General features: G+C 52.6%; 12 protein-coding genes (1 of these 12 only partly in view). 3 read left to right on the forward strand and 9 right to left on the reverse strand.

What is annotated here, in order from left to right:
• Positions 1-10,913, reverse strand: the 5' end (the start) of a protein-coding gene (locus tag GmarT_RS12420; protein ID WP_002646193.1) for an Ig-like domain-containing protein. 25,384 nt of this gene lie to the left of the window's left edge; only the first 10,913 of its 36,297 coding nucleotides appear in the window; the start codon lies at positions 10,911-10,913; its stop codon lies off the left edge, out of view.
• 598 nt (positions 10,914-11,511) lie between these two features.
• Between GmarT_RS12420 and GmarT_RS12425 the strand changes: the two genes are divergently transcribed.
• The 3 genes from GmarT_RS12425 (at position 11,512) to GmarT_RS12435 (ending at position 13,553) form a co-directional block, all read left to right on the forward strand.
• Positions 11,512-11,931 carry a hypothetical protein gene (locus tag GmarT_RS12425; protein ID WP_002646192.1) on the forward strand — a complete coding sequence of 140 codons (420 nt, stop codon included), beginning with the start codon at positions 11,512-11,514 and terminating at the stop codon, positions 11,929-11,931.
• Between the two features lie 338 nt (positions 11,932-12,269).
• Positions 12,270-12,695 carry a hypothetical protein gene (locus tag GmarT_RS12430; protein WP_002646191.1) on the forward strand — a complete coding sequence of 142 codons (426 nt, stop codon included), beginning with the start codon at positions 12,270-12,272 and terminating at the stop codon, positions 12,693-12,695.
• 129 nt (positions 12,696-12,824) lie between these two features.
• Positions 12,825-13,553, forward strand: a complete 729-nt coding sequence (locus GmarT_RS12435; RefSeq protein ID WP_002646190.1) for a hypothetical protein — start codon at positions 12,825-12,827, stop codon at positions 13,551-13,553.
• A 721-nt stretch (positions 13,554-14,274) separates the two neighbouring features.
• On the opposite strand, the gene GmarT_RS12440 is transcribed toward GmarT_RS12435, so the two are convergent.
• From GmarT_RS12440 to GmarT_RS12470, 8 genes are all read right to left on the reverse strand, one after another.
• Complete coding sequence (locus tag GmarT_RS12440; protein WP_157158938.1) at positions 14,275-15,132, reverse strand: AAA family ATPase; 858 nt, start codon at positions 15,130-15,132, stop codon at positions 14,275-14,277.
• A 150-nt stretch (positions 15,133-15,282) separates the two neighbouring features.
• Positions 15,283-15,999 carry a hypothetical protein gene (locus GmarT_RS12445; RefSeq protein ID WP_149302782.1) on the reverse strand — a complete coding sequence of 239 codons (717 nt, stop codon included), beginning with the start codon at positions 15,997-15,999 and terminating at the stop codon, positions 15,283-15,285.
• Positions 16,000-16,078: 79 nt separating this feature from the next.
• Complete coding sequence (locus tag GmarT_RS12450; protein WP_002646185.1) at positions 16,079-16,345, reverse strand: hypothetical protein; 267 nt, start codon at positions 16,343-16,345, stop codon at positions 16,079-16,081.
• A gap of 194 nt (positions 16,346-16,539) precedes the next feature.
• Positions 16,540-16,809, reverse strand: coding sequence for a DNA-directed RNA polymerase subunit alpha C-terminal domain-containing protein (locus tag GmarT_RS30355; RefSeq protein WP_063825428.1), 270 nt, complete (start codon positions 16,807-16,809; stop codon positions 16,540-16,542).
• Positions 16,809-17,063, reverse strand: coding sequence for a hypothetical protein (locus tag GmarT_RS12460; protein ID WP_002646183.1), 255 nt, complete (start codon positions 17,061-17,063; stop codon positions 16,809-16,811). The genes GmarT_RS30355 and GmarT_RS12460 overlap by 1 nt, the downstream gene beginning before the upstream one ends.
• Positions 17,064-18,023: 960 nt before the next feature.
• Complete coding sequence (locus GmarT_RS12465) at positions 18,024-18,686, reverse strand: ThiF family adenylyltransferase (RefSeq protein ID WP_002646181.1); 663 nt, start codon at positions 18,684-18,686, stop codon at positions 18,024-18,026.
• A 45-nt stretch (positions 18,687-18,731) separates the two neighbouring features.
• A complete protein-coding gene (locus tag GmarT_RS30360; RefSeq protein ID WP_369010749.1) occupies positions 18,732-19,367 on the reverse strand; it encodes an MPN domain-containing protein in 636 nt (211 codons plus the stop codon).
• A complete protein-coding gene (locus tag GmarT_RS12470; RefSeq protein WP_081459466.1) occupies positions 19,258-20,340 on the reverse strand; it encodes a hypothetical protein in 1,083 nt (360 codons plus the stop codon). Before GmarT_RS12470 ends, GmarT_RS30360 begins: the two co-directional genes overlap by 110 nt.
• Between the last annotated feature and the right edge of the window lie 39 nt (positions 20,341-20,379).

Here is a 20,379-nt window from a genome sequence, read left to right on the forward strand (position 1 = left end):
TCATAGACGGTCGCACCGCGTACATCCCTGGCAGCTGAGTCAACGGCAATCGAGTCAGTCGATGCTCCCGCGGAGTCATACCGAAAAACGCGGTGCACGCCGTTGTCGGCGACGAAGAATTTGGAATCACCGGCCGGATTGGGGTCTTCTGTTACGACTCCAGCATTCCCTTTGCCTTTTTTATTGCCTTGCGCAAAGTCGAGGACATCCATACCGATAAAGAAAGTACCATCAGTAAGCTGACCTGTCAGAAATCCCACTTTATCCGTGATGCGAATGCCCGTTTCCTGTGTTTCGAAGTGGGCCTTCACATCGCCATTTCCTTTTAATTGCCAACCACCGTGGCCGGGAGTTGGCGGCGCACCCGCAGGTCCGAAACGAACCGTGCTGGAGTCAATCAGAGACAGGTCGACTCCCTGATCTCCATACACGGTCACCGGCAAACGTCCCTGGGCGCTAAGCTGAATGTGCGGATGTACGTTTATGCTGATCGGGAGGATACTCCCCAGCGTGACTGAAGTGGTTCCCCCGTCATCGTCGGTGACCGTGACCGTCGGATTGTAGGTTCCTGTCTGAGTATAGACGTGCGATTCAGAGAAGTAGCCTTTGGTGCGCTGGCCCTCTGCCCCCTGAGTGACAGCGGGAGTGACGTTGATCACGGTACCATCGCCCCAGTCGATAATCATCGTGAAGGACTCGCTCGTATTGGCCAGTAGACTGTCAAATCCCGGGTCATCAAAGTACCCCGAAATGACAAAACTCATCTCATAATCACTCCCGTTTTCAACGGGTGAAAATCCAATGCCGGCAGACAGATAAGGAGCCACATTCCCAATGGTGGCAATCCCGGAAGCAGAAGCCGCTTCGACTGGACTGCCATCGTCTGTAACTTCCACAGTAATCGTGTAATTTCCATTGTCGGCATAAATATGGCTGCCGGTGATGGTCCCGCTACCATTAACCTCGATCACCGTGCCGACTTCGGTGGTGCCATCCCCCCAGTGAATGATGGCCGTATGGATGTCCCCCGGTTCAGGATCAGTGAAGGTTGCCACCAGGTTGACCGTTTCTCCTTCATCAGCACTTGTGTCAGGTACGACCACGGTCGGCGCGTCATTCACGGCACTGATGTTGACCGTCACTGTATCGGATGCGGTCTTTGCGTCTGGTGCTCCCGCGGTCGTGCCATTATCGGAGACCGTGTATTCAAAGCTGGCGGTCCCGTTGAAGTCGGTATCGGGAGTAAACGTGATGGTGCCGTCCCCATTCAGAACTACCGTGCCGTGAGTGTCCGCAGTCGCTGTCACGGCAGTGACCGTCAGAGTCTGGTTGCTTTCATTGGCAGGACCGGTACTGTCATTGGTAAGCAGTTCGCTGGCGGCAAAGGTCAGCGGCGTATCTTCCGTGGCCGATTGGGTATCACCTGCGGTCAGTGGTGCATCATTGACTTCCGTAACCAGGACAGTCACAGAGCCAAGGTCAGACAGGCTGTCTGTTAACCCCTCGGTCGTACCGTTGTCGGATACGGTATAATCGAAACTGGCAGTCCCATTGAAATCGGCATCGGGTGTAAAGGTAATCGTGCCGTCCCCGTTCAGTACCACGGTGCCGTGTGTATCAGCGGTGGCGGTCACTGCGGTGACCGTTAAAGTCTGGCCACTCTCATCGGCGGGGCCAGCATTGTCATTGGCCATCAGATCGCTGGCGGTAAACGTGAGCGGTGTGTCTTCGACTGCCACGATACTATCAGTGTTGGCCGTCGGTCCATCGTTCACTTCGCTGACGGTAACATTTACTGTCCCGGTGTTCGATTGCGCATCGGGGCTGCCATCGGTGGTTCCATCGTCCGTGACCGTATAGGCAAAACTGGAGGTGCCGTTGAAGTCGGCATCGGGCGTATAGGTGATCGTGCCGTCCCCGTTCAAGACCACCGTCCCATGCGTGTCGGCGGTGGCCGAGACGGCGGTGACGGTCAGGGTCTGGCCGCTTTCATTGGCCGGGCCAGCCTGGTCGTTCAACAGGAGATCCGCGGCATTGAAGGTGATCGAACTGTCTTCACTGGTGGTGACCAGATCGTCCGCCGTCACGGGCACGTCGTTCACTTCGGTCACCGTGATCGTGACCGTGGCCTGGTCGGTACTGCCGGGCGTGCCGTCGTTGATGGTATAGGTGAACGTTTCCGTGCCCACAAAGTCGGCTGCCGGAGTGTAGCTCAGATCCGCACCGCCATTGGTAATACTGATCGTCCCGCCGGCTGAACCGGAGCCTACCGAGACGATTGACAGTGTTTCGCCAAAGTCGGGGGCGATTGAATCGTTGCTCAACACATCCAGGGTGGTCGTACTGTCTTCGCTCACCGTAAACCCGTCAGCGCCCGCGGTGGGAGCATCATTCACGCCCGCAATGTTCAAGTTGACCGTGCCGACCGCCGTCATACTGTCCGCGACCGAATTTGTGGTCCCGTCATCGGTGATCGTGTATTCAAAACTGGCCGCGCCGTTAAAGTCAGCATCGGGGGTAAAGGTGATCGTACCGTCTCCGTTCAAGACCACCGTTCCATGCGTATCGGCGGTGACTGACACCGAGGTCACTGTCAGCGTCTGCCCACTTTCATCGGCGGGGCCGGCGCTGTCGTTGATGAGGAGATCGGAAGCCGCAAACGTCAGCGGGGTGTCTTCGGTGCCTGCGACGGTATCGGTGCTGGCCGTGGGCGCGTCGTTGACTTCACTAATCGTGAGATTCACCACCCCGGTCGTGGATTGCGCATCCGCGAGTCCTGCCGTTGTCCCGTTATCGGTCACCGTATATTCAAAGCTGGCATTACCATTGAAGTCGGCGTCCGGGGTAAAGGTGATTGTCCCGTCCCCGTTCAGCACGACTGAGCCGTGGGTGTTCGCGGTAGCGGTCACGGTGGTGACCGTCAGGGTCTGACCACTTTCATTGGCCGGACCCGCACTGTCGTTGGACACCAGATCACTGGCCGAGAACGTGAGCGGCGTGTCTTCGACGGCAGACTTGGTATCGGCGGTCGAGATTGGCACGTCATTCACTTCCGTGACCGTGATCGTGACCGTCCCGGTATCAGACAGTTGATCTGCAACTCCTCCGGTCGTACCGTTATCGGTGACCGTGTAATCGAAACTGGCCGTCCCGTTGAAGTCGGCGTCAGGAGTGAAGGTGATCGTCCCATCCCCGTTCAGCACAACCGTGCCATGCGTATTGGCGGTGGCGGTCACGGAAGTCACTGTGAGAGTCTGTCCGCTTTCGTTAGCCGGGCCGGCACTGTCGTTTATCACCAGATCTGTCGCCGTGAAGGTTAAGGCGGTATCCTCGGCCGTTACTTTGATGTCGTCTACCGTCACGGGAGCGTCATTGACTTCACTGACGGTGACATTCACTGTCCCCGTCGAAGATTGCGGATCCAGCATCGCATTCGTCGTGCCGTTATCGGTGACCGTATATTCGAAGCTGGCGGTACCGTTGAAGTCGGCAGCGGGAGTATAAGTGATCGTGCCGTCCCCGTTTAAAATCACCGTGCCGTGCGTGTCCGCAGTGGCCGAGACAGCGGTCACCGTCAGTGTCTGGGCGCTTTCATCGGCGGGGCCCGGACTATCGTTGGTCACCAGATCAGCGGCGGTAAAGGTGAGAGGTGTTTCTTCCACCGTCGATTGTGTGTCGGCGGTTGTTGTCGGCGCATCATTGACTTCCGTAACGGTAATCGTCACCGAACCAACGTCCGTCAGGTAGTCTGCAGAACCACCGCTGGTTCCATTATCTGACACGGTGTAATCGAAACTGGCGATCCCGACATAGTCGGCATCGGGAGTAAACGTGATCGTGCCATCCCCGTTCAGGGCTACCGTGCCATGTGTATCGGCAGTTGCCGTCACCGAGGTCACTGTTAAGGTCTGACTACTTTCATTTGCCGGGCCGGCACTGTCGTTGGCCACCAGGTCGGCGGCGCTGAATACAAGCGGCATGTCTTCAGCCGCTGTCTGCGTGTCGTCCACGGCAGTCGGATTATCGTTGACTTCGCCCACCGTGAGATTGACGATACCCGTTGTGGATTTTGCGTCCAGTACCCCCGCCGTGGTTCCATCGTCGGTCACCGTGTATTCGAAGCTGGCACTGCCGTTGAAATCGGCGTCCGGCGTAAACGTAATCGTATTGTCTCCGTTCAGAACGACTGTCCCATGTGTGTTCGCGGTGGCTGCGACGGCTGTCACTATGAGTGTCTGGCTGCTCTCGTTAACCGGTCCGGCCTGGTCGTTCACCAGAAGATCAGAGGCATTAAAGGTCACCGAATTGTCTTCGCTGGCTGAAATCTGGTCGGTGGCAGCCAACGGGGTATCGTTGACTTCTGATACGGTCACGGTAACAGTCGCCGTCGCATTGTTATTAGGAGCACCGTCATTGATGACATAGGTGAAAGTTTCTGTGCCTGTAAAGTCGGCTGCCGGCGTGTAGCTCAAATCGGCGCCGCCATTAGTGATTACGATCGTTCCCCCGGCAGAACCGGTGCCCACCGCGATAATCGAAAGCGTTTCTCCCAGATCCGGAAAAATGGAATCGTTATTCAAGACGTCGAAGGTGGTCGTGCTGTCTTCAGCCACTGAGAAACTGTCGTCATTGGCAATCGGGCTATCGTTGACGGCAGCGATATCAAGAGTCACCGTTCCCACTGCGGTTTTCGCATTCAGGCTACCATTGGTCGTGCCGTCATCGGTGACTGTATATTCAAAACTGGCGGAACCGTTATAGTTCGCATCGGGCGTATAGGTGATCGTCCCATCGCCATTGAGCACCACCGTGCCGTGCGTATCGGCAGTCGCTGTCACAGCGGTGACCGTTAAGGCCTGGCCGCTTTCATCGGCGGGGCCAGTACTGTCGTTCGCCACCAGATCACTGGCATTAAACGTGAGTGAGATGTCTTCCGTACCGGACTTGGAATCTCCGACCGTCAGGGGGACATCATTGACTTCCGTCACTGTGATCGTGACTGTGCCGGTGTCAGTCAGATGATCGGCGAGTCCACCGGTCGTTCCATCATCGCTGATCGTGTATTCGAAGCTAGCAGTGCCATTGAAGTCGGCGTCTGGAGTGAACGTAATCGTTCCGTCTCCGTTGAGAACTACTGTTCCGTGTGTATCGACGGTCGCAGTGACCGAGGTGACGGTCAGGGTTTGACTACTCTCATTGGCCGGGCCGGCACTGTCGTTCGTGACCAGGTCAGTGGCGGTAAAAACGAGTGCTACATCTTCGGCGGTCACTTTGACATCGTCGATAGCCGTGGGTCCGTCGTTGACTTCGTTGACCGTGATGGTCACTGTCCCCGTAGAAGATTGTGAATCCAATACGGAATTGGTGGTTCCGTCGTCGGTCACAGTATATTCAAAGCTGGCGGTCCCATTAAAGTCGGCATCCGGGGTAAAAGTAATGGTCCCGTCCCCGTTCAACACCACAGTCCCATGTGTAGCGGCTGTGGCCGTCACCGCGGTCAAGGTCAGAGTCTGGCCAAATTCATCGGCGGGTCCCGGACTGTCATTCGTTACCAGGTCCGAGGCGGTAAAGGTGAGCGGTGTATCTTCCGTGGTGGCTTTGACATCGCCGACTGTGAGCGGCGCGTCGTTGACGTCAGTGATAGTGACGGTGACGGTACCGACATCGGTTTGGGCATCCGGTGCCCCATTGGTGGTACCGTTATCGGAGACCGTATAATCGAAACTGGCGGTCCCATGGAAATCCGCATCCGGGGTAAAGGTGATTGTCCCATCACCGTTCAGGACAACGGTGCCGTGCGTATCGGCGGTCGCCGTCACTGAGGTCACGGTCAGCGTCTGACTACTTTCACTGATCGGGCCAGCGCTGTCGTTGGTCACCAGATTGGCAGCCGTGAAGGTGATAGCGACGTCCTCGGCCGTTGAAATCGCATCGTCAACGGCGGTCACGTCATCGTTGACTTCACTGACTGTAATGGTGACCGCACCGATGTCGGTCAGGCTGTCTGTTAACCCCTCGGTCGTACCGTTGTCGGATACGGTATAATCGAAACTGGCAGTCCCATTGAAATCGGCATCGGGTGTAAAGGTAATCGTGCCGTCCCCGTTCAGTACCACGGTGCCGTGTGTATCAGCGGTGGCGGTCACTGCGGTGACCGTCAGTGTCTGTCCGCTCTCATTGGCGGGGCCAGCACTGTCGTTGGCCACCAGATCGCTGGCGGTAAACGTGAGCGGTGTGTCTTCGGTCGCCGTAATGTTGTCTGCAACGGCCGTCGGTCCGTCGTTCACTTCGCTGATAGTTATGTTCACTGTCCCGGTGGTCGATTGCGCATCCGGGCTGCCATTAGTGGTTCCGTCGTCCGTGACCGTATAGGCAAAACTAGCGGTGCCGTTGAAGTCGGCATCCGGCGTATAGGTGATCGTGCCGTCCCCGTTCAGCACGACCGTACCATGCGTGTCCGCGGTGGCTACGACTGCCGTGACGGTCAGGGTCTGACCGCTTTCATTGGCCGGGCCAGCCTGGTCGTTCAACAGGAGATCCGCGGCATTGAAGGTCAACGCGTTGTCTTCACTGGTGGTCACCAGATCGTCTGCCGTTACAGGGGCATCATTCACTTCAGTCACCGTGATCGTGACCGTGGCCTGGTCGGTGCTGCCGGGCGTGCCGTCGTTGATAGTATAGGTGAACGTTTCTGTGCCCACGAAGTCGGCTGCCGGGGTGTAGCTCAGATCGGCACCGCCATTGGCAATGGTAACCGTCCCTCCGGCTGAACCGGTGCCTACCGAGACGATCGACAGTGTTTCGCCAAAGTCAGGGGCGATCGAATCGTTGCTCAACACATCCAGGGTGGTCGTACTGTCTTCGCTGACCGTAAACCCGTCAGCGCCCGCGGTGGGAGCATCATTCACGCCTGCAATATCCAAGTTGACCGTGCCGACCGCCGTCATACTATCCGCGACCGAATTTGTGGTCCCGTCATCGGTGATCGTGTATTCAAAGCTGGCAGCCCCGTTGTAGTCGGCATCGGGGGTAAAGGTGATCGTACCGTCTCCGTTCAGCACCACCGTTCCATGCGTGTCGGCGGTCGCAGAAACGGACGTGACGGTCAGCGTCTGCCCACTTTCATCGGCGGGGCCGGCGTTGTCGTTGGTGAGGAGATCGGAAGCCGCAAACGTGAGCGGGCTGTCTTCGGTGGCCGCAACGGTATCGGCGCCCGCCGTGGGCGCGTCGTTGACTTCACTAATCGTGAGATTCACCACTCCAGTCGTGGACTGCGCATCCGCGACACCTGCCGTCGTGCCGTCATCGGTCACCATATATTCAAAGCTGGCACTCCCGTTGAAGTCGGCGTCCGGGGTAAAGGTGATGGTACCATCGCCGTTGAGCACCACGGTGCCGTGTGTATCAGCAGTAGCGGTCACGGCGGTGACCGTCAAAGACTGGCCACTCTCATTGGCTGGCCCCACACTGTCGTTGGTCACCAGATCACTGGCTGAGAACGTGAGCGGCGTGTCTTCGGTCGTTGTTTGCGCATCAACGGTGGCGACAGGCGCATCATTCACTTCGCTGACCGTAATCGTGACGGTGGCAACATCACTGCTGCCGACCGTACCGTCATTGATAGTATAGGTAAATGTTTCCGTACCATTGAAATCGGCTGCAGGAGTGTAATTAATCCCGGTTCCGCCATTAGTAATTTCAATGGTGCCCCCCGCAGAACCGGCACTCACATTGACCACAGTGAGAGTTTCCCCCAGATCCGGCGAGATCGAATCATTATTCAACACGTCCAGCAGAGTGGTTCCGCTATCTTCGGCAACTAGGAAGGAATCGTTATTTGCCGTGGGCGTATCGTTGATTGCATTGATCGTCACATTCACAGTGGCGGTTGCTGTTTTAACGTCCAGGACTCCTCCGGTCGTACCATCGTCTTCAATGGTATAATCAAAACTGGCCGTGCCATTGAAGTCGGCGTCGGGAGTATAAGTGATCGTGCCGTCCCCGTTCAGCACCACAGTGCCGTGTGTGTCGGGAGTAGCGGTGACCGAAGACACGGACAGGGTTTGTCCCGCCTCGTTGAGGGGACCGGACTCATCGTTGGTGAGCAGGTCTGTCACTGCAAAGGTGATCGCCGAGTCCTCTGATGTAATGATGGCATCATTATTGGCGGTCGGACCGTCATTAACTTCCGCAACGATAATCGTCACCAGCCCGAGATCGATCTGACTATCTGGCAGGGAAGCGGTGGTTCCATCATCGGCGAGCGTATATTCAAAACTGGCGGTCCCATTGAAATCCGCATTTGGGGTAAACGTGATGGTACCGTCGCCATTCAGAACCACGGAACCGTAAGTATCGGCAGTCGCCGAAACGGCAGTGACTGACAGGACCTGGCTGCCCTCATTAGCAGGACCGGCACTGTCGTTAACGATCAGGTTACTGGCATTAAAAGTGAATCCGGTGTCTTCTGTCGTTTCGAAGATGTCTGGGTTGGCAGTCGGTGCATCATTGACTTCCGTGATGCTGACGGTAACCGTGCCGGTATCCGTTTTTGTATCGAGAATGCCACCCGTGGTGCCGTCGTCGGACACGGTATATTCAAAGTTGGCACTGCCATTGTAGTCGGCATCGGGAGTGAACGTGATCGTCCCATCACCGTTCAAAACTACCGTGCCGTGTGTCTCTGCGGTGGCGGTGACCGAAGTCACCGTGAGAGTCTGGCCGGTTTCATTTCCGATGCCCACACTATCATTGGCGATCAGATCGGCAGCCGGGAACGTAATTGCAGTATCTTCTGAAGTAGTCTTAGTATCATCATTTGCGATGGGAGGTGCGTTGACACCGGTCACTACGATGGAAACGGTGGCCTCATAGGAATCATAAGTGCCGTCCTGCGCGATATAGGTGAAACTGTCCGTTCCCACAAAATCAGTGTCAGGGGTGTAGGTGAAAGAACCATCAGAATTCAGAACAACCGCTCCGTGGGAGGGATCAGTCGATTTGACTGCGGTCAAGGATCCCTGACCAGGGGCGGTATCATTACTCAAAACCCCGGGCGCAGCGATGACCAGTACACCGTTTTCTCCGACAGTATAAGCATCATTATCAGCCTCAGGCTGTTCCGAAGAGTTGATGATCCGGAACGTCGTTCCGGTATCATCGTCATCGTTGATCAGACGCAGGACAACCTTAACCGTAGAGCCCACTTCCAAATGCGAGATATCCAGATCCACGACCCCGCTCACTAAAGTCGAGCCGCTCTCTCCCACAAGATGATTGGTGGTCGTGCCAAACGTGGGCAGTTCACCTTCTGTGATATTGAAATAGGCGTCGCGCTGATACAGAAACGAAGGAACAACAGTTTCGCCATTTTGATCAAGCAGAGCCACTTCAAAGGCATCGTTAATGAAGTCAGTGCTGGTTATGTCGAAGTTCCCCTCATAGGCGAAACTTAACAATGATGGATTGTCGGGAATGGTGATGTCGCGTTCCAGGGAAACCTGATAGGAATTACCTTCACTGATCAGCAAGTCGTTTCCATCCTTGACCACAGAACCTTCCAACCCACCGCTGCCGCCTGATTCCGTTACCGTCCAGCCATCCAGACCGGTGGCACCTACTGCCATCAATGAAATAACCCCGGTGACGCCAGGTCCACCGGGGTCTGCGATGACTCCGTTCGCGATGCCGTCGAAATCACCCCGTCCCCCATCCACCAGATGCAGTGTGATGATGTTTCCATCAATGGTGGCTCCGGTTTCTCCATCATAAGTGAATTCAAACAAATCGCCGGTATCGGGGTTCAGCTTATAATACGTGTCGACATTGGATCCTTCCGGCAAAATCAAATCGACGGTCGTCGAACCGCCCACCTCAATGTCTGTCACATTGAATTCAAACATTCCATAGGGCAGAGCACTGTCTGCGCCAGGATGCTCCTCCGCCTGGAAAGTACGTAAATTTTCAATCTTCTGTCCTTTGCCATCGATGGCGACATTAAGACCTCTGGCAGCTGAAATCACTGTAATCAAATCCCGCTGCGTGTTGCCTCGACCTCCCGAATCAGAATTTGAGTTTGAATGATTCGCATGATCGCGCTGAGCTGGATTGGAGTTTGCATTCTCAGAACCAGCGGCAGATTGATCAGCGCCTTGAGAGGCATTGGATTTCTGTGAATTGTTAGTCGTAGTGTCTACTGATGTCGTATCTACCGTGAAGTTTGCCGGGGTGACAACCGGCTGCCCATTTACACTGGGGTCAGGGTTACTGGATTGAGGCTGGTTGGTTTGCCCATCCGGTTGGCCTTGCTCGGGAGGACTGCTGGCTTGATTTCCTCCGGAAGATCCTCCGCCTGCCAAACCACCAAAGGAACCTGATGCAGCCACCCCTCTCAAGGAACTGGCAGGATATAAACCTTGATTGGATGTTTCCTCAGGAACGACTTCGTTGTCATCCCAGACAGAATCGGGAAACGCATTTCCCAATATCGCTGCGCTAAACCGACTGCCGGGGGAACCACCTGGCACGGACGACGAGTTGCCGCCACCACCACCCTCATTGTTGGACTCCGAATCAAGCGGAGGTAGATAGGGTTCATCTTCCTGACCGAGATATGCATCGTAAGAAGTATTTAGAGGTTGTCGGGAATTTTGACTGCTTTGTGTTTCACCTACAGCTGGACCGGGAAGATCTTCCCCATAACCTGCTTCAACCAGTGTCTGCATGCCAGGTGAAACCCCCAGCCCAAGTGACAACAGAGAACTCACGCTCATGATCTGACCGGGAGCTGCCCGTTCTTCTAATCGTTCGACTGAAGAGGTCGTCTGCTGTTTCTTTTTCCGTTTACGCCCCCGAAGATCAGCAACGCGTATCCGTCCAGCACGTAACCTCTGTAACCAGTGTGTGAGCAACATTTGTGAGTTTCCTCTTCTATTGATAGTCAGACGTAATCTGAAAATGAACTAAAAATAGTTAAGTACAGTAAATGAAAAAGACAATTTCAGGCAGAACTTGACAGAGCAGAATTGCAAGTGTCGGGTACTGTAAATGTGAAGCAGGCCACTTACGCTTCTAAGAACACTTCTTTGTCTAGAGATATGGATATGCTTAAAAAAGCCGAAATGTAATCAAAAACACACACAACTTATGTGCACATGATGCTTTGTGACCGTGTCAACCTAACAGGCAAAATCTCAGTAATCAAATAAAAAATCAAAATAATTGATACACTCGGAACAATCATAAACCATGCTAAAATTGATTGAAGTAGTATTGACAGAGCGAGTTTAGGGAGTTAGGCAGGCTATAGAACGCTGATCCAACACTCGCTCTCTGAATTCTCCGCTGATGTCACAGTTCATAAAAAGAAGAAAAGTAGTCATGTCAAAAACATGTCAGGAAATCGGATGTAAGCTAGCAGCAGCTAAGACCGAGTCTGCCCAAATCCCCTTTTGTGAGCAGCATGCACGTGAGAGAGGGTATCAGTTGTTGCGGTGCCCGAGATGTGGATTTATGGACTGGAAGCGGGGGAACGACGACGAAGTATGCGGGATCTGTTTTACCGAAAGCGGCCAGGACGTCCAGCTCGAAGTCGTTTCCGGACCGCTGCCAGAGGTTCGCAGTGCGCGAATCACTCAGAAACCATATCTGGGCTGGAAGTATGCGAGATCAAAAAAGGAGTTTGTTGAAGGAGAGGTTTTGCTCGTTGCTACGTTGTCCGAGCATGCACCGGCAGGTGGCTCCACGGCCCGTACATGGCAAGTTGATTCAGTCCTCGTCTGTTATGTGAATAAGGGTGAGAATCTGGTATTACAGCAACACAACGGGAATTACTGTGAATTCGAGTGGAACGATGTAGTCTGGTACATCCAGTTAGAAGATCTACAGCCAACTTTGCATTCACTTCCAGTTCCCAGTTCTTCCGCTCTCTGAAGAATGACCGGGATTCATTTCAAGCAAAACGGCGGCACACAAAAAGCTCAAGCAAGCGACCGTTACTGACGAAATAGCAAACGACCACGCATTCGTTCCCACATCGCCACTTCCGGACGAATCCAACACAGACAGCGCTACGGTTTTCAACCGGCAGACGCTACGTTTTCTGACCGTTGTTTACACCCATCCGCCCTTCCCTCAATTTCCAATCGGCAGGCTCTCTGAAATTCCCTGGATGGACTGTTTAATAATAAAAGTAAGTATCAAACTAAATCCCTGAGCATCCTATGGAATAAACCAAAATCAGGACAGCACAGGGCTGCACGCGTTAACGCTTGGGACGGTGGTCCGGTAAATATACCGTCGACAGTGATGACCAGATTTATGAGTATTATTCGATTCACGATCGGTACGGGCACATGATCGAAGAGGGTGAATGCGTGCACGATCTGATCGTCTTCAAAAGGTGCTACAACTATACCTGCGGAAGTTTATCCTTTTTGACGGTCAAGTTGCATCAACTCGCCAGTGTTGTCCTTCCGAAATCACGCCTCAAAACAATCGAGCTGCCTGTACACTCAGCTGCACAGGGCGGAGTCTGGTATCAGGTCTTCCCACGCCGTATCAGGGGACTGATTGTTCCTGGTCGCCACGGTTCGCGAATCTTCGTCCTGGTTAAGCGCTCGATGGACTATTACGAGCGGATGACGCATTGCAAGTGGGAGCCGGTTTATGAGAGTGAGGAAGCAGATCCGATATGATCTGTTGTCGCTCGTTTCTAGATGTCTGCATGATGCCGTCCTATTGCTCTGCCTTTTTGGCCTTGACTCGTTTTGGTTCGGGGATACTTTGTCGGTCTTCAATTTACTTTTTGAGCCAGGAGTTTAAGTATGACTAGGTCAGAGCAAAAGGATGAGGAGCTGGAATCTGTTGTCGCGCTTATGAGTCACCTGGGCATGGATTGCCTAGTGAAATCGGACGACCCTCCGGATGCCGTGCTGGAGACGGAATCTGGTAAGATCGGCGTTGAAGTAATGGATGTCATGGCAGATCAGCCTGGTGAGTGCAGGCAAAGGAAAGCCGAAGAAGAAAAGATATACAAACTCGCTAAGGATCATCTCCAGAGTGATCCGAGAATCTCTCCGCACTGGATCTGCTTCAAATTTCATCAGAAGTATCTTAAAGAGAAACTGCGTGCTCGAAATGCTAAGGTATTATGTGATTTTGTTCGCATGAACCTCGCGAAATCGATAGTGCCTGAGTGCTATGAAGATGCAGAAGGAAATGAGGATGGGGTGAATTTGCCTGTCGAGTTCGAACAGATCAAACTGTCTTTGGTTGAAGACTGGCCGGCAAGGTTGCCGCCCCCTAATTCAGGAGGTTTTTATAGCGATCAGACGGGGCCGGAAGTTGCTAAAGCTATTGCTAAAAAAGAATCGAAATTACCTGAGTACCTGAAGAGGTGCGATCAGTGCTGGCTTCTTCTGGTCACGATTCCTGATCACGCAATGGGTTTATTCGAGTGGTCTCTTGAGAAAGAAGACCACACTTTCGATACCGGGTTCGATCGTGTCTTTTTGTATGACCGTATAAACTGGGCAGTGTATGAGCTTAAATAGATGAGCAGTGATCAGAAGTCATTGCCTCCGGGAGAGGCGCAGCCAGTACCGTTTAAGATCTGTTGTTGTCGCCGACGGAGAGGCTGTAGGCATGGACGATGGATTCCCGATCGACGCTCCAGATCGGGTGATTCGGTGTCGTGCCGATCGTCTTGGAATCACCTTACTTTGTGAGATTCAGCGTTTTAGTTGTTGCGTACTGGAAGGTCCCGGTGACGATCTGGAAGCCCGGTCCCGGTCAGGGTGCGAGCGAAGAACAGCCTTCTATCTGCAGCACGGTGGCGTTTGCGTTGATGCGCACACTGAAAAGAGAGTAATCCTGCTCGCCCACGAGAGCCCGCTGCAGAGTAGGCCAGATCTGTGTAAACGGGTTTAAATGTGCGTCCAATCTGTCAGGCCAGTTCCTGGCGACTCATACTACATATATTGCGTGACGCCCTTATGTGGGCTTCTGCCGACTGCGCATGCACAACCAGTCTATTCATGGTAAGCAGATGGTTCTGATCAAGCAGATCTTTGTAACTGGATAATAGAAGTTCGTCAGTACTCACATCTGATCCAGGAGACAACTTCCACCTGCAACTTTAAATCCCGGAATAAGAACAATCGAGCCAGTGACCATAGAATCGTTCTATCGCCACTGGCTCGCTTTCTAATGCGTTTGATTGTTATTTTCCGAGCAGTAAATGATCGAATCTAAATAGCACTTTTTAAATCAATACTATTCGGACAAAATACTGGAAGCCGTCAAATTTCCCCCAGACATATTTTCAGGTTCTTCCTCACCATGAGCTGGACCATTCCATACACTGACGTCCCACTTCCTTCCCCGGAAGTCATTATCCAATACCCCTTCTCTCACGTCGATATTCCACTTCCCTGAGTGGCCCGCGCTCCCACCGACTGACATCCCAAGCTGATGGAAACCGTCGCAGTGCGTAAACTCTTCTCTTTTATTAAGCAGAACCCACTGACGGAAAAACTCACCGACACCAGAAAATGCCAGATCGTACAGACTGACAGATGCGTTTTCAGAAGGTTTTGCAGCCGCTTTGGTAGTGTGATGCACGAGTACCGGAGTAGCCCCCGCTTTCAGACAGGTTTCAGTCAACCGTTTGAGAATAGGGCCCACCTGGTACAGGTTTGTTGGTGAAACTGCTTTCCCTCCACCACAGAGGCATAAATACAAGGGATCGATAAAGACCACTTGTATCTTCTTCCACCTGAGGCACTCTCCTAACATTTCCAGGTCTTTCTCATCAGATAAAATCGGTAAGGTGAATCCCCAGTATACTCCAGATATGTTTCGAAGACTCAGACCTTTGGTTTCCGCGATACGATTCGCAGTATCCTGAATGGAAGATTTCCCGCTTTCACCGGACATGACAGCTACTCGGCAAGCTGTTGGAACATGGAATTTTCCCAGGAACGGCGTTTCCGATCCGAGGCTGATAGCCATGTCAATTATAAATCCAGTTTTGAGACACTTTGCCGGTCCACCAATGACTCCGGCTTGTCCCTTGACAAGTATTCCTTCGATCAACCATTCATGTTCACAATCTAAGTCTGCAAACTTCACAGATTGGATTAACCCAAACCGTTTGAGTGTATCCGTGGGACGTTTAGACCCTGCAGAACGGGATCTCCGACGGGAGTCGGCTTTAGATATATTCATTGTTCATTTCCTAAAAAGAGACGTTCCAGAAAGCATGATTTAATGCTCTAAGAACTACCGCATACAGCCTCGAAAGCTGATCGAGCGGATACCTTTCGTCGCGTCCAGCAGGTTTTTAGTCTGCTCCGCGTTGGCTTTCAGCAATGCCGGCGGATAACTTGTCGCACACGCCACAGCCTCCGACAGCTGCCTTTTGTTGATATGCTTCGATTGCCAGTGCCGTGTCAGGTAAGGTGATCCCTGCAATTCCCCATTATAGCCCTCCGTCAAAGCCAGCGTAGATCGACGGATCATAAGCCATTTCGGGTCATTGATATTGACAAAAAACGCCTCGAACCGAATTGCACCGCGCACCGTGCAGTGCTGCTTCAACAAGACCTGCTCCAGCTCCCTATTCAGTTTCGCCGCGGTCAGCAGCTTGTCCAGCGAATCATAAACCTCGTTACGCTCCAACCACACAACTTCACGATCGCGCGGACTAAACTTGTTACGGTCAGTGATGATCGCTGGACAGGCGTGGTTCCAGGCTTTGAAGACATACCGCCGTCCCCAGCAAAACGGACAGATCTTTTGTAAGGTACAATGTCGCAGGCTACTCTGATCGGTTAACACACTCGCAGGAGGGCAATTGCGGGCGAACTGCATCTGCAGCGGTTTCAGTGCCGGAGCATAACCTGCCTTTTTCAAGGCCAACAGACGGTTCCGCCACTGCCACTGAACATGCCCCGTCGCTTTAGCAGGATTACCTTTCAGCTTTTCTGGAGCAATCATAGAAACGACTCCTTTCCAGAATGCCTTATCTCCGTATCCGCGTTTGATTCGTTTAATCTTGAATCTGACGTCAGCCATATCAAGCCCTCTGCCTGATATGGATCGCCGGAAACTCATCGAGAGTGTCGTCTTCAACCGAACCGTGGAAGATACGCAACTCACCACCTTTAATATCCAGTTTGATGTATTCGTCAGTCCCGTCGATCGAAACCACAGCATCGGGCGCGTCGCTTGAGAACTTCATCTTGTAAAGTTCTTCCTTTCCGGAATCTTTCACGTCTACACCCACAAACTGGTTGATTTCGAGACCCACTTTTTCGGTCAATTCGTACTTTTCTTTTACCATGTATAACTTCCCATTTGATTTATGCCTTTATTGTTAGGATTCTAAAGGGACAACTTGAGTTACGCCTTTATACATTACCTACGGTAATGTTCTCTGTATTTCATTTCATTCAATCCAGAGTGAGTGCTTAGGGACAAGCACTCGGTCTCGCTTACGCTCGCCCTTCGGCTTGTCCCCGATCAGCACTCACTCTTTCAGGATTTGGTTTTTTTATTATTCTTCTTCGTCACGATCTCCCAACCGGGATTCGGTACTTTCAGGCGATCGAATAAATCAATACACTCCTGTAAAGTTTGTTCTCCGAAATTTGGTATCGATAACAAGTCTTCCTGTTTCAACTTTACCAGATCCCCGATCGTATGCACCTTATGCTCTTTCAGATAGTTCACTGTGCGCACACTCATACCGGAGTTAGCCAGCGCTGTTTCCCGGCTATTTTTCAGTCGCCGATCAGATTCGGTGATTACTCGGGCTGGCCTAACCGAAAATCAAAATATGGTACCTCTTCAGGGTTATCATCTGCATGATGGAGAGTCGCACACATTTTTCTGCCAGCAATGTTTAACGTGATAAATTCATCGCGACCTTCTACAAAGACGTCTATCCATTCTTCACCAACGAAAAGTTTGATTCGGTGAACCTCTCCAGTAACAGGGTCAACCATTGTTGAATGGACGAAAGTTGGTTCTTCTAGATACTCTTCATTTACTTCAGTCATTACATTCTCCTATAAAATTGAATGGTGTAGTATGTTTCGTTCACATCCAGGAGTTCCTGGTGGTTCCGGGCTCTGATGAGAATTTAAAACCCAAAAACGAAGATTTCTGATTTGTCTAATCATGATCGCACTGCGATAGAATCAATCTCCTTCCTCTGCCTGGTACACGATCAGGTAGCCAGAAACCAAGTACCTTTGTTTGGCGAATTTTCCTACAATGGCACAACTGGGGTGGGGAGAGATAGTAGGCATGCGCAAAATATCCACACCACCAGCAATGATATAAACCTGGCTTTTCGCGTAGTGGGTAGATTAGAAATGCCAATTGAGGTGACGTATTGAGATCGGAAAAGTTAGAAGAGAGATTACAGCTTAACTAGAGATCCTCTTATCAGAATTATAGGATGCTCTTCGAAACTGAGATATTAACTCTGTGCTTCTATCCGGTTCAGCAATTATCCTCAATTGTAGGATACCTGCATGCTCTAATCCCGCGTGGGGATGAGAGGCTGCTTCGTCGTTTCAGAGAAAGGAATGAGTTCTCTGATCTTATCGCGCAACACTTTAGAAAATACATAAATCCAGAAGTGATTGCATTCTACAGTTGAATCATTACCGGCTGAACACGCATCCGAGCATGCTTGTCCACAACATGAGGACTTTCAACTGTTCCCAATCCTGATTCCTTTCAGTGATCTTTATTTTTGCCTGCGGATCATTATTATTGCCTGCGATTGAAAAGAATCAATCTTTTTTTGTACATTTATTTGATCTTATTATCTCAAAGAATTCCTGCCCCGCAAAAAGAAAATCACTCTGGCTGCCTGTGCAGATTGGAATCCCAGCACCAGATCAAATGCCCTGATAGATAAAAAAATGCAGGCGGGCCACCATCGAAGGTGGCCCCCTGCTCATATCTCTCTGATTCGTGCTGATGGAAATAATGAAATGATCGATTTGTCAGTTTGCTGTAGTCTCGCCTGCCAATAGGTTCAGGGTCAGATCACGCTCTGTGCAAATACTGCGCAGCCAACGCGTGAACTGATGCAGCATCAATCCGGCTGCGATACTGGCCGTGTAAATGGTACTACGGGAAGTGCAGGCACCGGTTTGTGCTTCCGCTTGGGTGAACAGTGTCGTGTCATAGTGGTCCCGCGATTTCGAATCAACGGCCGTGAGGATTCGCAGTACCTCTCCCCGCATCCGGCCATCACACCAGAACGCACACTGATGCTGTAGCGATCGCCAGATGGCGGCCCGACTGCTGATCGAATCCACACAGACAAATACCACTTCCCCTGTTACCAGCCCGGGCCGGAAGCGATCGATTACCAGTTCCACTTCCAGGCTATCGTCGATGGCCCGTACGGTACACGCCGTTGCCTCAACCTTATGACGTCCCAGATCTGCTGCCAGGTATCCCTGGGTCGTGATGTTAGTCGGCTCAATCAGATCGAAATCAATCAACTGCAGCCGCCGTACTCCCAGCGCCGCCAGCTGCAGGGCTACCTGCCGTCCGATGGCACCCACACCAATGACCGTGACAGTGACAGTCAATGGTTTGAGTTTTTCTCTGGGCACCAGTTCTGATTGGCGGACAAAACGATCAGTTACAAGATTCATGGCTTCTCCTTGTTCTAATTCGAAGTGATATTTAAATGGGATTACTTAAATGGGAAAAACTGGCCACTGCTCGGAATAAGCAAATTCGTAATCCAGCCATTCAGCCAGATCCCACAATGGTGGCAGAGGCTCTTCCCGCACACATTCCAGGTACTCCGCTTCCCAGGAACTTTGATCGCTGGCGGCGAACTCCGGTTTGAAATCAATGCCGACCGACAGTTTTTCCGCCTTGGGTCTGCCTGCGTGTTTCAGCTCTGCATAGGTAGCACCATTTCGGGCCAGGATAAACATCACTGCCCAGTCACAGTTCCCGAACACGCGGGCAAAGGTTTCCACATCCACCTGACTGGATCGCGCGGAAATACCGGGGTGCGTGTGAATCCAGATCCGTCCAAACTGTTCCGGGTGCCGTCCCGCATCGATCTGATCATCAAAGTAGTCCGCGACGGCGGCATCATCGAAGGCGACTGTCACGTCGGTACAAGTCTGCTTGACCAGGACGATGTCCGTTACGAACCAGGGATCGGCAGCTTCAGTGATTCCGAAGCCACCGACCTCCGTCGGACCCCGGTCACGCAGGTAGATCAGTTTGGCCCAGGCATACGGGCTGAACTGGAGCGGGCGACGTTTGCGCTGCTTCGGACGTTTCCGACGGGGGCGCTGCAGCAGGCGGCGCGTCAGGGGTTGATTCTTCGGGTAAGGCATCTTCATTCTCCATGGATTCTTCAAGACAGGATGAACAGGTTTGGTCGGACAAACAGGGCCGACAGTAACATTCGCCGCAAGACTCACAGTTAGAAAGACAACCGCGACAAAACGTGTCATCGCAGGTTTCGCAGGTATCAGCACAACTTGAACAGAGGTGATCGCCACAAGCCGTACAGTTGCGACGGCAGTATTCACAGATCTGGTGTTCGCAGATGGAACAGGGGCGACTTTCTTCCTGGGACATCGAATCGTCGCAGTCAGCGCAGCTGGTATTCCACCAGCGATCAAGGGGAACATAAGCAGATCCCGAGTTGTAAGTCTGCAGGATCTGCTGGACCAGAAGAAAGAAATCCCCCAAACGGCCCTCTGCCAACGCCTGATTGAGGGGGATTTTGCCTTCTCCTTCGCAGAGCGTGTCTCCCTGGACGTGGGGATGATGTACGTCGTCCGTGCCGGTTTCCGCCAAGGAAATGATCCGATAGGGCTGGGGATCACCGAGCTCACTCCAGCGGAGCCGGATTTCAAATTCACCCAGGTTGACTTCCCTCAGGATGACGGGTGGAGTCCGGACGACGATTTCCCGTTCGGACCAGTCGATGCGGGTTTCCTCGAATTCATCTGGCAGGGAACTGAGTTCGGCGACCAGATCCCCCAGAGACGGGACCACCGTCGGTCGCTTGATGGCGGTGAGCTCGCTGTGACAGGCCGTTAAATCGTGAATCATTCGAGACACAGAATGTTTATACTGTTCCAGACAACGCTGGAAGGCGACCGGACAGTGACGCTGCTGAGCTTTCGTCAGCAGTCGCGAGAGACGCATGACCCGCGTCCACTGGTCCACCGGGGGCGAATTCACTTTGGGGAAACCGGTCACCTGCGACTGGTACTGCTCCCGAATCTTAGCCGCAGCCCTGATCCAGAGCCGCCGCGGGTGTGATCGGTTCATTGAAAGGTTTCTCCTATAAAAAAATTGAGGCCACCCGTT

Source organism: Gimesia maris, assembly GCF_008298035.1.
Lineage (GTDB): Bacteria > Planctomycetota > Planctomycetia > Planctomycetales > Planctomycetaceae > Gimesia > Gimesia maris.

What these genes read in the sequence shown, in the direction of transcription:
- GmarT_RS12425 (WP_002646192.1), top strand. Translation starts at nt 11,512, where the DNA reads ATGGACTGGAAGCGGGGGAACGACGACGAAGTATGCGGGATCTGTTTT.
- GmarT_RS12435 (WP_002646190.1), top strand. Translation starts at nt 12,825, where the DNA reads ATGACTAGGTCAGAGCAAAAGGATGAGGAGCTGGAATCTGTTGTCGCG.
- GmarT_RS12445 (WP_149302782.1), bottom strand. Translation starts at nt 15,999, where the DNA reads ATGATTGCTCCAGAAAAGCTGAAAGGTAATCCTGCTAAAGCGACGGGG.
- GmarT_RS12450 (WP_002646185.1), bottom strand. Translation starts at nt 16,345, where the DNA reads ATGGTAAAAGAAAAGTACGAATTGACCGAAAAAGTGGGTCTCGAAATC.
- GmarT_RS12460 (WP_002646183.1), bottom strand. Translation starts at nt 17,063, where the DNA reads ATGACTGAAGTAAATGAAGAGTATCTAGAAGAACCAACTTTCGTCCAT.
- GmarT_RS12465 (WP_002646181.1), bottom strand. Translation starts at nt 18,686, where the DNA reads ATGAATCTTGTAACTGATCGTTTTGTCCGCCAATCAGAACTGGTGCCC.
- GmarT_RS12470 (WP_081459466.1), bottom strand. Translation starts at nt 20,340, where the DNA reads ATGAACCGATCACACCCGCGGCGGCTCTGGATCAGGGCTGCGGCTAAG.